The sequence below is a fragment of the Roseovarius sp. genome (assembly GCF_018066915.1).
GTDB lineage: Bacteria > Pseudomonadota > Alphaproteobacteria > Rhodobacterales > Rhodobacteraceae > Roseovarius.
Map to the genome: position 1 here is coordinate 1 of NZ_JAGPVV010000061.1, position 12,282 is coordinate 12,282.

13 protein-coding genes are annotated in these 12,282 nt (G+C 61.4%); 10 read left to right on the plus strand and 3 right to left on the minus strand.

The window, feature by feature from the left end:
* Positions 1-178 precede the first annotated feature (178 nt).
* The 8 genes from KBT70_RS03775 (at position 179) to KBT70_RS03810 (ending at position 7,876) form a co-directional block, all read left to right on the plus strand.
* The gene (locus KBT70_RS03775; protein WP_296628982.1) at positions 179-1,153 is read left to right on the plus strand and encodes a TRAP transporter substrate-binding protein; all 975 of its coding nucleotides are present in this window, start codon (positions 179-181) and stop codon (positions 1,151-1,153) included.
* 112 nt (positions 1,154-1,265) lie between these two features.
* Entirely contained in the window at positions 1,266-1,820 is a 555-nt protein-coding gene (locus tag KBT70_RS03780) for a TRAP transporter small permease subunit (RefSeq protein ID WP_296628984.1), read from the plus strand.
* Positions 1,820-3,100 carry a TRAP transporter large permease gene (locus KBT70_RS03785; RefSeq protein ID WP_296628986.1) on the plus strand — a complete coding sequence of 427 codons (1,281 nt, stop codon included), beginning with the start codon at positions 1,820-1,822 and terminating at the stop codon, positions 3,098-3,100. Before KBT70_RS03780 ends, KBT70_RS03785 begins: the two co-directional genes overlap by 1 nt.
* A gap of 10 nt (positions 3,101-3,110) precedes the next feature.
* Positions 3,111-3,884, plus strand: coding sequence for an enoyl-CoA hydratase/isomerase family protein (locus KBT70_RS03790; protein ID WP_296628989.1), 774 nt, complete (start codon positions 3,111-3,113; stop codon positions 3,882-3,884).
* Entirely contained in the window at positions 3,881-5,083 is a 1,203-nt protein-coding gene (locus KBT70_RS03795) for a CoA transferase (protein WP_296628991.1), read from the plus strand. Before KBT70_RS03790 ends, KBT70_RS03795 begins: the two co-directional genes overlap by 4 nt.
* A complete protein-coding gene (locus tag KBT70_RS03800) occupies positions 5,080-5,814 on the plus strand; it encodes a 2-keto-4-pentenoate hydratase (protein ID WP_296628994.1) in 735 nt (244 codons plus the stop codon). The genes KBT70_RS03795 and KBT70_RS03800 overlap by 4 nt, the downstream gene beginning before the upstream one ends.
* A gap of 221 nt (positions 5,815-6,035) precedes the next feature.
* On the plus strand, positions 6,036-7,292 hold the full coding sequence (locus tag KBT70_RS03805; RefSeq protein WP_296628995.1) for a PQQ-dependent sugar dehydrogenase: 1,257 nt from the start codon (positions 6,036-6,038) through the stop codon (positions 7,290-7,292).
* Positions 7,292-7,876: a c-type cytochrome gene (locus tag KBT70_RS03810; protein ID WP_296628997.1), complete on the plus strand. Its 585-nt coding sequence runs from the start codon at positions 7,292-7,294 to the stop codon at positions 7,874-7,876. The genes KBT70_RS03805 and KBT70_RS03810 overlap by 1 nt, the downstream gene beginning before the upstream one ends.
* 68 nt (positions 7,877-7,944) lie before the next feature.
* Here the strand turns inward: KBT70_RS03810 and KBT70_RS03815 are convergent, their stop codons facing one another.
* The 3 genes from KBT70_RS03815 to KBT70_RS03825 form a co-directional block, all read right to left on the minus strand.
* Positions 7,945-8,967, minus strand: coding sequence for an aspartate-semialdehyde dehydrogenase (locus KBT70_RS03815; protein ID WP_296628999.1), 1,023 nt, complete (start codon positions 8,965-8,967; stop codon positions 7,945-7,947).
* Between the two features lie 73 nt (positions 8,968-9,040).
* The gene (locus KBT70_RS03820) at positions 9,041-10,213 is read right to left on the minus strand and encodes an MFS transporter (protein WP_296629001.1); all 1,173 of its coding nucleotides are present in this window, start codon (positions 10,211-10,213) and stop codon (positions 9,041-9,043) included.
* 24 nt (positions 10,214-10,237) lie between these two features.
* Positions 10,238-11,167 (minus strand): histone deacetylase family protein, encoded by a 930-nt coding sequence (locus KBT70_RS03825; RefSeq protein ID WP_296629003.1) that lies wholly within the window; start codon positions 11,165-11,167, stop codon positions 10,238-10,240.
* A gap of 270 nt (positions 11,168-11,437) precedes the next feature.
* Between KBT70_RS03825 and rsfS the strand changes: the two genes are divergently transcribed.
* Both rsfS and rlmH read left to right on the plus strand, forming a co-directional pair.
* The gene (gene rsfS / locus KBT70_RS03830) at positions 11,438-11,803 is read left to right on the plus strand and encodes a ribosome silencing factor (RefSeq protein ID WP_363270037.1); all 366 of its coding nucleotides are present in this window, start codon (positions 11,438-11,440) and stop codon (positions 11,801-11,803) included.
* Positions 11,804-12,274, plus strand: a complete 471-nt coding sequence (gene rlmH, locus KBT70_RS03835; protein WP_296629006.1) for a 23S rRNA (pseudouridine(1915)-N(3))-methyltransferase RlmH — start codon at positions 11,804-11,806, stop codon at positions 12,272-12,274.
* The last annotated feature ends 8 nt before the right edge of the window (positions 12,275-12,282 follow it).

Below are 12,282 nucleotides of genomic sequence, written 5' to 3' on the forward strand. Positions count from 1 at the left end.
GTGCAAGCGGCGATGGATGTGCTGGGGCAAAAATTCGACAGCGCCCGCGCCGCGGCCTGATGGTATCGGTCCGGGTCGGAGGAGGAGCCTGCCCGGATTGCAAGTCACGATTTCACAACAAGGAAAGACCAAGGCGCGGCAGAGCCCGCGCAGACATGAAAACCAAGGGAGGAAGAAAATGAAAAAAGCAATCATAGCATCCGTGGTGGCGTCCTTTGTGGCGGTGCCGGCAATGGCAGCAGACATCACCATGCGCTTTGGCCATGTGGGCGAGCCGGGGTCACTGTTCGAGGCGACAGCAAACCATTTTGCCGCCTGTGTGGGGGAAAAATCCGGTGGCAAGGCCGAAGTCCAGACCTTTGGCTCGTCACAGTTGGGCAATGACAAGGAACTGTTGCAAAAGCTCAAGCTGGGTCAGGTCGATTTCGCGCTGCCCTCGTCGGTGATGTCCTCGGTCGATGGGCTCTTTGGCATTTTCGAGATGCCCTATATCATCAAAGACCGCGACCACATGCGCCGCGTTCAGGATGCGATGATGGACACGTTCCAGGCCGCCGCCAACAACAACGGCTATCACATTGTCGGTCTGGCCGAGAACGGCTTTCGCCATATCACCAACAACATCCGCCCCATCACCGTGCCGGAAGACCTCAAAGGTATCAAGCTGCGCACGCCCAATGGCGAATGGCGCGTCAAGATGTTCCAGCAATACGGTGCAAACCCGACGCCGATGGCTTTTTCCGACGTGTTCACCGCGTTGCAGACCGGTGTGATGGACGGGCAGGAAAACCCTTATACCCAGATCGCCACGGCCAAATTCCAAGAGGTGCAAAAGTACCTCTCGATCACTGGCCATGTCTATACGCCTGCGTATATCCTGTCCTCGCAAAAAGGGTTTGAAGGTCAGCCCGAGGATGTGCGCGCCGTTCTGTCCGAATGTGCCGCCGACACGCAGACCTTCACCTACGAGACGGCCATCAAGATGGAAAGCGAACTGCTCGACGTGATCAAGGCCGCCGGGGTCGAGGTGAACGAGGCCGACAAGGAGGCGTTCATCGCCGCGTCCAAGCCGGTCTATGACGCCTTTGCGGAACAGGTCGAGGGCGGTCAAGAACTAATCGACGCCGTGCTGGCGCTTGGCAACGCAAGCTGATGCGACCGTGTGACGGTCCCTTTGGGGGCCGTCACAACCTAGCCTGACAGGATTTCGCGGATCTCATCCGGCATGATCATGCCGGTCTCTCTTGCACCGGAACGCTGCACATATGACCTCCCTCCTCACCCAAACCAACCGGATCGCAAGCCGTCTGCTTGAATGGATCACGGTTCTGCTGATGGTCGGTCTCACGGTCGTCGTGATCGTTGCCGTCATTGCCCGGCTCATGGGCCAGAGCTTTTCCTGGTATGATGAGGTGGCCGCGATCATGCTGGCCTGGATCACCTATTACGGGTCTGCGCTTGCGGCGCTGCACCGGCGGCATATCGGCTTTGACTCGGTCCTGCTGGCAATTCCGGTCCGCTACCGGATGATCGCGGTTCTGGTGGGTGAAGCGCTGGTTCTGCTCTTTTTCGTCCTCATGGCGCGCGCCGGGTTTCAGGTGCTCGAGGTGCTCGAGGGGGATACGCTCACCTCGCTCACTTGGGTGCCGGTGCAATTGACACAATCGGTGATTCCCATCGGTGCCATTCTCTTCATCATCTGCCAACTGCTCAGCCTGCCGAATTACTGGGTCCAGACATCGCGCGGGATTTCTCTCGAACATGCCGAGATCGAAGAAGAAGTCGAAACCGAACTCGAAAAGAACAAGGAGCGCGTGTGATGTTGATGCTGGGTATTTTCGCGGCCCTCGTGGCGATGATCTGCATCAACGTGCCGATTGCCATCGGCCTTGCGCTTGCCGGGGTCATGGGCCTTATGCTGACCGAAGGGCCAAGCAGTCTCGTGACCATCGCGCTCGACATGTATAGCGGCTCGACCAAATTCTCGCTCATTGCCATTCCGATGTTCGTTCTGGCAGGCGCCATCATGAACGCGGGCGGCATCACCGACCGGTTGATCAACTTTGTCACGGCGATCATCGGCTTCGTGCGCGGCGGTCTGGCGATGGTCAATATCGGCGTGTCGCTCTTCTTTGCCGAAATCTCGGGTTCTGCGGTGGCGGATGTGGCGGCCATGGGCTCGATCCTCATTCCGCAGATGAAAAAGCGTGGTTACTCCAAAGAACTCTCGGCCGCTGTCACTTCGTCCTCAGCCTCGCTGGCGATCATCATCCCGCCGTCGATCCCGATGATCCTCTACGCCGCCTCGTCCAACACCTCGGTCGAGCAGCTCTTTGTTGCAGGCGTGGTGCCGGGCCTTTTGGGCGCGGCAGGCCTGATGTTCGTGGCCTATGTCTTTGCCCGCCGTTACAACCTGCCGACCGAAGAGGCGTTCAACATCCCGCGCCTGCGCGAGACCTTTATTGACGCGCTGCCAGCGTTCTTTCTGCCGGTGATCATCCTCGGCGGTATCTTTGGCGGATATGTCACCGCGACCGAAGCAGCAGGTCTTGCCGTGATTGCGGCCATCATCGTGTCGGCATGGTATCGTCAGGTTGATCTCAAGCATCTGCGCCGCGCCATGTTGGACGGGGGGATGCAAACCGCTGTCGTCATGTTGCTGGTGGCGGCTTCGGTGCTGATGGGCGGGTTCCTGACCCGCGCGCAGATTCCGCAGCATCTGGCACAGGGCATTCTCGACATCACCAATCAGCAGTGGGCAATCCTGCTCATACTCAATGTCTTTTTCCTCGTGATCGGCTTCTTCCTGCACTCTGCCGCCGCGATCATCCTTGTGATCCCGATTGTGATGCCGCTGATCACGGCGGCGGGAATCGACCCCGTGCACTTCGGCCTCGTGGTCACGCTCAACCTTGCCATCGGGCAACAGACGCCCCCCGTGGCCTCGGTGCTGATCACCGCCTGTGCGGTGGCGCGGGCGAATATCTGGGAGGTATCCAAGGTCAACATCTGGTTCATCATGGTGCTCTTGGCGGTGCTGATGCTCTGCACCTATGTGCCCTCGGTGCCGCTCTTCCTGGTCGAATATTTCTACCGCTGAGGGGGTGCAGATGACCGAAATCCTGTCGCAGGTCCGGGGGCATACGCTCTGGATCACCTTCAACCGCCCCGAGGCGCGCAATGCGCTGACGTTTGAGATGTATGAGGGGCTGGCCACCCTCTGCCGCGAGGTGCCAACCGATGGCAGCATCCGCGCCGTGGTGATCCATGGCGCGGGCGGCAAGGCGTTCGCGGCGGGCACCGACATGACGCAATTTCGCGCCTTTGACAAAGCTCAGGACGCGCTGGATTACGAGGCCCGGATCGAGCGTGTGCTGGAGGCGGTCGAGCGCTGTCCGCTGCCCACGGTCGCCGCGATCAATGGGGCCTGCACGGGGGGCGGCGCAGCGATTGCCGGGGTTTGTGACATCCGCATCGCCGCGACCAATCTCAAGTTCGGCTTTCCCATCGCCCGCACCCTTGGCAATTGCCTTGCCGCTGCCAATCTGGCGCGGCTGTCGTCCCTGATGGGCGCGGGGCGGGTGCGCGAGATGATCTTTACCGCCCGCCTGATCGCTGCCGAAGAGGCGCGGGGCTGTGGCCTTATCTCCGAAGTGCTGGCGGATGAAACGGCGCTGATGGCCCGTGCCGAGGAATTGGCCGACACGCTGGCGCAAATGGCCCCTTTGACCCTGCGTGCCACCAAAGAAGCGATGCGCCGCGTCAGCACCGCCACCCGTGTCGAAGACGCCGACCTGATCGAGATGTGCTACATGAGCCGCGATTTCCGTCATGGGATCGAGGCCTTTCTTGCCAAGCAGAAACCAGACTGGAGCGGCACATGAGCGGCACAGGCCCCCTTGCGGGGATGAAGGTGATCGAACTGGCGCATATCATGGCCGGTCCGGTCTGTGGTCTCATGCTGGCCGATATGGGCGCGGATGTGATCAAGGTCGAAAAGCCAGACGGCGATGACAGTCGCCGCTTTGTGCCGCCCGCGATCCACGGCGAATCCGCCGCCTATATGATGATGAACCGCAACAAGCGGGGGCTTGCTCTCAACCTCAAGGACCCGGAGGCGGTAAAAGTGTTGCATCGCATGTTGGAAGAGGCCGACGTGGTGATCGAGAATTACCGCATGGGCACGATGGAGCGGTTGGGTCTTGGCTATGACGACCTGCGCGCGATCAACCCGCGTCTGATCTATTGTGAAATCTCGGGCTTTGGCCGTACGGGACCGTATGCAGAGCGTGGCGGCTTTGACCTGATTGCCCAAGGCATGTCTGGCCTCATGTCGATCACCGGCGAGGGGCCGGGGCGGCCCCCGGTCAAGACCGGTGCGCCGGTTTCGGACATCACGGCAGGGATCGTGGCGGCCATGGGGGTTTCGGCCGCCTATGCGCGCATGTTGCAAACCGGGCAGGGGCAAAAGGTGGATACCTCGCTTTTCGAGGCGGCGATCACCCAGACCTATTGGCAATCGGCCATCGCCTTTGCCACTGGCACGGCCCCCAGCCCGATGGGATCGGCGCATCCTCTCAATGGCCCCTATCAGGCGTTCCAGACCGCCGATGGCTGGATCAATGTGGGGGCCGCCAACCAACGCAATTGGTTGCGGTTTCTCGACGTGATCAGCGCGCCAGAGTTGAATGACGACCCGCGCTTTGCCTCCAACCACGACCGGATGCAGCATCTCAAGGACCTCGAAGAGATCCTGAACGACCACCTGCGGCGCGAAACTTCTGAGGTTTGGCTCGAGCGGATGGAACGTGCGGGGTTGCCCGCCGGTCCGGTGCTCGACATTCTGCAAATGCAGGCCGATCCACAGGCGCATGCGCGCGACATGATTGTCGAGGTGGATCATCCCGTGGCAGGCGCGGTCAAGACACTCGGCCACCCGGTCAAGTTCAGCGAGACCCCCGCCAGCATCCGCAGCGCCGCGCCGTTGCTTGGCCAGCACAGCCGCGAGGTGTTGCGCGAGGCGGGGTATGACGCGGGGCAAATCGAGGCGATGATTGCCTCTGGCGCGGTAATCGCGGCATGAGCGATCCCTTGACGACGGCGCTCTTGCTGGCGCGAAACGGTGGCCCCAAACTACCCGCTACCGCTGGCGAGGGGCTGACGCGCGACCGCGTGTTTGCGGTGCAAGCAGAGGTCGCGGCAGAGCTTGGCCCCGTGGGTGGTTTCAAGGTCGCGCGCCCATCCGGCGCGCCGATCATCATCGCCCCGATCATGGCCCGCGACATTCACCAGAGTCCCGCCACCATCCCTCTGTCAGAGGGCGAAGAGGCAGGCGTCGAACTCGAATACGCCTTTCGCCTGATTGCCCCCCTGCCCGATACCGCAGCCCCGGATTTCGAGGACAGACTGCGCCACGCTGTCGAGCTTTTGCCGGTCTTTGAACTGGTCCAGAGCCGCCTTGCCGATCCCAAGGGCGCGAATGCCGCGCTCAAGATGCTGGACAATCAACTCAACGGCGCTGTGGTTCTGGGCGCGCCTTGCGCCGACTGGCATGCTATCGACGTCACCCGCGCCGAGGCGCATCTGACCCTTGGGAACGATACTCTGCTGGACGGGGTCGCTGCGGTGCCCGGTGGCGATGCCTTTGCCACGCTCTGCGCGCTCGCGCGGGCCCTCGGCGACCATTGCGGCGGCTTGCAGCCGGGGCAGGTGGTGATCACCGGATCGCTCAACGGGTTGCCGTGGGTGCAGGCCCCGATCACCGCGCAAGGCGAAATTGCGGGCCTTGGCTGCGTCTCGATGACATTGGTGTGAGACCTACGACTTTGGTCGTAGGGAATGGTGGCAGCAAACCCTTGTCCCGCCCGGAAACTGCGATAGGGTCTGAGCGTGCGAATGCAACGTAAACGGTATTTCGCATGAGCCGCGCGAAGGGGAGAGCGCGTTGGGTCAGCTTGACGAAGTCTAGGATCATGGCCCTGTCCGGGCCTCACGCATCGGACAGGCCAAACGGATTTTCAAACGGGAGGAACCAAATGAAGCATCTGCTGTCATCCATCGCCACTCTGGCGCTCAGCGCCGGGCTTGCCCATGCGCAGGCGGCCAACGTGCCGGACAATCTGGAAAAACTGTCGAACTTCCAGTCAACCGGCGTGACCGATTTTACCTTTATCGAACAGGGCGGCGACTATGCCGAGGGGATCAAGAAAACACTCGAGCGGATCAGCCTGCCCGACGGGTTCAAGATCGGCCTCTATGCCGTCGTGCCTGATGCGCGCCATATGGCCGTAGGCCCACAGGGCATCGTGACCTTTGTGGGCACGCGCAAGGACAAGGTCTGGTCCGTGACCGACCGCAACAAGGATCGTGTGGCCGATGAGGTCAAGGATTTCGCGCCCTCGCTGAAATTCTCGATCCCGAATGGCCCTTGCTTTTCCAAGGATGGCTTTCTCTACATCGCCGAGCAGAACCGCGTATTGCTGTTTCCCGCTGCCGAATTCTTTTACGAAAGCCCCGATGTGGCGGCCTTCAATCTTGTCGCCAAGGGTGATCTGATCCCCGAGGAGCAAGAGAGCTTTAACCACACCGCGCGGGTTTGTGACATCGGCCCGGATGGCAAGATCTATATCTCGCTTGGCCAGCCCTTCAACGTGGCCCCGAAGGAAAACCTTGAGATCAACACCAAATGGGGCATCGGCGGCATCATCCGCATGAACACCGATGGCACCGGCCGCGAGGTTTATACCTACGGCGTGCGCAACTCGGTCGGTCAGGATTTCCACCCCGAAACCGGCGAGTTGTGGTGGACCGACAATCAGGTTGACGGCATGGGCGATGACATCCCGCCGGGCGAGTTGAACCGCCAGACCGAGGCAGGCCAGCATTTCGGCCATCCGTGGTATGGCGGCGGTTCGGTCCGCACCAATGAGTACAAGGGCGAAGAGGTGCCGGTTGAGGTTGTGATGCCTGCCGTGGAAACAGTGGCGCATGCCGCCGATCTCGGCATGACCTTCTACACCGGAAGCATGTTCCCGGCCAAATACAAGAACGCCATCTTCTCGGCGCAGCATGGGTCGTGGAACCGCACAGAGCCGGTGGGCGCCCGCGTGATGGTGACGTTCATCGACGGAGAGGGCAACGCCACGATGGAGCCCTTTGCCGAAGGCTGGATCGACGAGAATGGCGAATACCTGGGTCGGCCCGCCGACGTGGCGCAATTGCGCGATGGTTCGATCCTCGTGTCGGACGATCTCGCCGGGGCGATCTACCGCATCTGGTACGAGGGCAATTGATGCTCAAGGCATGTATTCTGGGTCTGGGCGGGGTTTTCCTCGCCCAGATTGCTGTTGCAGAGGGTCTGACCGGCGATCCTGAGGCGGGACGCAAGCTGGCGAGTCAATGCCGCACCTGTCACGGCATCGAAGGCATGGCGAAAATGCCCATCGTGCCCCATATCGGTGGCGAGAACCCGGCCTATATCGAACACCAACTGACCGCCTTTCGCGAGGGGCGGCGCGTGCATGAAATGATGAGCGTGGTCGCGGCCAACCTCTCGGATCAGGCGATTGCCGATCTGGCGGCGTGGTATAGCAGTCAGACGCCGATGGCGTCCCTTGCCCCAAGCCAGACGGCCGAAAACGCGCCCGAAGCTTGCACCGCCTGTCACGGCGCGGATGGCATTGCGCTGATCGAGGATGCCCCCAATCTCGCGGGCGAGACGGTGATGTATATCGACACCCAACTCAAGGCATTCCGCACCGGCAAGCGTCAGCATGACATCATGAGCGGCATCGCCGCCGAAATGTCGAATGACGATATTCGCGCGGTGGCAGAATGGTATTCCACTGTCCAGTTCAAGGTTGAACCGGTTCAGTGAAACATGCCCTTACGAATGCAAACGGGCGCACCTGATGGCGCGCCCGTTTGTTTTCTGTCCGACGGCGATCAGCCCTTTTTCAGCACGCGCTGTCCCAACACTTCGGCAATCTGCACGGCGTTGAGCGCAGCACCCTTGCGCAAGTTGTCCGAGACACACCAGAGGTTGATGCCGTTATCAATCGTCGGGTCCTGCCGGATGCGGCTGATGAAGGTGGCATAGTCCCCCACACATTCGACCGGTGTCACGTAGCCGCCATTCTCGCGCTTGTCGATCACCATGATGCCGGGAGATTCGCGCAGGATATCGCGCGCTTCGGCCTCGTCGAGATGATCCTCGAACTCGATGTTGATCGCCTCGGAATGACCGACAAAGACCGGCACCCGCACGCAGGTGGCCGTGACCTTGATCTTGGGGTCAAGGATCTTCTTGGTTTCGGCGACCATCTTCCACTCTTCCTTGGTCTGCCCATCCTCGAGGAACACATCAATATGCGGGATCACGTTGAACGCGATCTGCTTGGTGAACTTGCGCGGCGGCTGGCTGTCGGTCGGGTTATAGACTGCCTTGGTCTGATCCCAGAGCTCGTCCATACCCTCTTTGCCCGCACCCGACACCGACTGATAGGTCGAGACGACAACGCGCTTGATACGCGCGCGGTCATGCAGCGGCTTCAATGCCACCACCATTTGAGCGGTGGAGCAGTTGGGGTTGGCGATGATGTTCTTCTTGGCATAGCCCATGACCGCGTCAGCATTCACCTCGGGCACGATCAGCGGCACATCGGGGTCGTAGCGATAGAGCGACGAGTTGTCGATCACGACACAGCCTGCCTTGGCCGCCTTGGGCGCGTAGATCTTGGTTGCGTCCGAGCCGATGGCAAAGAGCGCCATGTCCCAGCCAGTAAAATCGAACGTGTCCAGATCCTGGGTCTTGAGAGTTCGGTCGCCAAAGCTGACCTCGGTGCCCAGAGAGCGACGCGACGCAAGTGCGACGATCTCATCCACCGGAAACTCGCGCTCGGCGAGAATGTTCAGCATTTCGCGGCCCACATTCCCTGTGGCACCTGCGACGACGACTTTGTAACCCATGTATCTGCCTCCTGAGCCGGGGGTTGCGGTGCGGGTCATACAGGGAATGGCCGGGATGTGAAAGGGGCAGCGCTCAATCCATGCTGTCGCGGCTGAAGAGATAGGTCACGAGACCGATGACAAGGGCAAAGGCGAAGAGCGCAAAAAGCGCTGTATAGCCCGCGAGAGCACCCGCAGTCGCGGCGGACGCAAAGAGCGGTCCCGAGGCAAACTGCGCCACCCCCGCCCCGCCAATCCCAAAGAGATTGAGCAGCGTTACGCCCCGCCCCGCCAGATGCGTCGGAAAAAACGCGCGCCCATGCGCGATCAGGACTGGGTATGTAGACCCGGCAAGACCAATAACCGCCAAGAGGGCAATCGACAGCCCAAGGCTGCGGTCCGGCCAGAACATCAGCGTCAGAAGGGCGGCGGCGCAGATGACATTCCCGGTAAAGATCACCCATTTGCGCGACTTGAACACCCGGTCGAGCGGACCATAGGCAAAAGTGCCCGCAATCATCGCCATCCCCATGACCAGCGTCGCCTGTCCCACCTGGACCGTGTCGAGGCCAAAGACATCGCGCAGATAGGGCCCGGCCCAGAGACCCCGCAGCCCTGCCGCTGGCGCATAGGCCACGAACATCAGTGGCAGAATGGTCCAGATCACCGGCATCCTAAGCAGATCAAGGAGCGAGCCGCGCGCCTCGCCCTTGACCGCTTCGGGGTCGCGCACCAGCGCCAGAACCCCAAAGGCCACCGCCACCGAAATGCCACCCAACCCCCAGAGCGCCGCGCGCCAGCCAATCGTTTCCGCAGCCCAGGCCATCGGATACGAGGCCACCAGATTGCCAAAGGAGCCAACCCCCAGCATGACCGCCGCCAGCGTGGCAAACCGCGCTGCCGAAAATTGTCGGGCAAAGATGTAGTAAGAGGCCATCAGCACCGGCGAACAGCCTATGCCGATCAACACCATTGCGAGGTTGATATGCAGCGGGCTGGTGGCAAGGGCAAAGAGCGCGGCCCCTCCCCCGCCCCCCAAGAGCAGCAAGACCGCTGCCGTGCGCCGTGGCCCCACCCGGTCGAGCGCCCAGCCCACCGGAAGTTGCATCGCGGCGAAGGTCACGAACATGAGGCCGGAAGCCAAGGCCAGATCATCCGGCGTAGCGCCGATATCCAGCGCCAAGGGGCCACTCAGCACCGCCAGAAAGGCACGAAAAAATTGGCTGAGCACATAGGCAAGGCTCAGCAGGACGAGGCCGGCACGCATTCAGGGTTCCTTTTGGCGCTAGAGTCAGGCCCCGCCGCGTGCGATCAACACATCGACATGCGCCGCCACACTCTCAGCCAGCGCATAGAGGTTATAGCCGCCCTCAAGGCAACTTACCAATTTGCCAGCGCACAGCTCATCCGCCAGATCACAGAGCCTTTCCGTGACCCATACGAAATCCTCGGTCTCCAGTAGCAGATCAGCCAGCGGATCATCGCGATGCGCGTCAAAGCCTGCAGAAACAAGGATCAGTTCAGGCTTGAACGCCCGCACGCGTGGAAACACCTTGTCCTCATATTCCCGGCGGAATACCGCCCCGCCCGAGCGCGGCGGCAGCGGCACGTTGAGGATCGTGTCATGGGGCCCGGTCTCATGCGCGGCGCCGGTGCCCGGCCACAGCGGATATTGATGCGACGAGGCAAAAAAGGCGCGCGGCTCATCCTCCAGCAAATCCTGCGTGCCATTGCCGTGATGCACGTCGAAATCCACCACCGCCACCCGCTTCAGCCCGTGATGATCCAGCGCATATTTCGCGGCCACCGCGACATTGCCAAAGAGGCAAAACCCCATCGTCGTCTCACGCTCGGCATGATGCCCCGGCGGACGAGTGGCGACAAAGGCGTTATGAGCCTCACCCGACACAACTAGATCGACCGCGCGCACAGCACCACCGACAGCACGATGCGCCGCCGCCAAGGTGCCGGGCGACATCCATGTATCGGCATCGAGTTGCACCCGCCCCGAAACAGGCGATGCCGCGCGGATAGCCTCGACATGGCTCTTGGGATGGACGCGCAAGAGATCGTCCTCGGCCACCAATGGGGCCTTGACGCGGATCACGTCCTTGCCCTCTAGCGCCTCCAGAATACGCTCCAACCGCGCCACCTGTTCGGGATGACCTTCGGGCGTCACATGGCCCAGACAATCGGGATGGGTGATCAGGGCTGTGGTCATGGCGCTCCTCCGGCATTGCGATGAAAAGAGCCTGAATTGCGCGACTTGTCCATACCGGCCTTGATGTCCATATGAGCAGCCAGCGACCAAGTGTGCGGCATATCCGGCAATTTGGCGCGATGCGGGACAGGGTTTATTGAAAAGTCACGAAACTCTTGCTACGTTAGGCCCATACCCTGCACCGGGGTCCAGCGGTGCGCAGCAAAGGAGGACGATGTCCTGTCTTTTACGACATATGCGGCCAGTGCCGCTGACCAGGGGGCCATCGCGATGATGCCCACCTTGACCGCAGACAGCGAAGCGCAGCTTGCGGCGATCCTGACCTCTCTTGACGATGACAAGGCCGAAGATGTCGTGCAGATCGACCTGCGCGGCAAAACCGCCATGTGCGACTATATGGTGATCTGCTCGGGGCGGTCCTCGCGGCAAGTTTCGGCCATTGCAGAGAAACTGATGGATCGGCTCAAGCAGGATATGGGCATCGTGGCCCGGACCGAGGGCAAGGAAACCGGCGATTGGGTGCTGATCGACACGGGCGATGTCGTCGTCCATGTGTTCCGTCCCGAGGTCCGCGATTTCTATCAGCTCGAGAAGATGTGGCTACCTTCCGGGCAGACGGCGGCGTCTCAGGTCTGAATGCGGGTTCACATCTGCGCGGTGGGCCGGTTGCGGACCGGCCCGGAGCGTGCGCTGTTCGACGATTATCTCACCCGGTTCGACCGAACGGGGCGCGCGCATGGGCTTGGCCCTGCCACCCTGCATGAGGTCGAGGACAAGAAGGGTGGGGGCATGGCCGCCGAGGCCACCTTGCTTGACCGGGTGATTCCCCAAGGTGCCGTGCTTGCGGTGCTCGATGAGCGCGGGAAAGAGATCACCTCTCCCGAATTTGCCGAGACTTTGGCCGCGTGGCGCGACGCCGGGCGGGGCGATCTGGCGCTGGTGATCGGTGGGGCCGACGGCATCGCGCCCGAATTGCGCGCGCGCGCCGATTTCGCATTGTCTTTTGGCCGGATGGTCTGGCCGCATATGCTGGTGCGGGTGATGCTTGTCGAGCAACTCTATCGCGCGGCCTCGATCCTCGCAGGTAGTCCTTATCATCGGGTTTGAGAGGACGA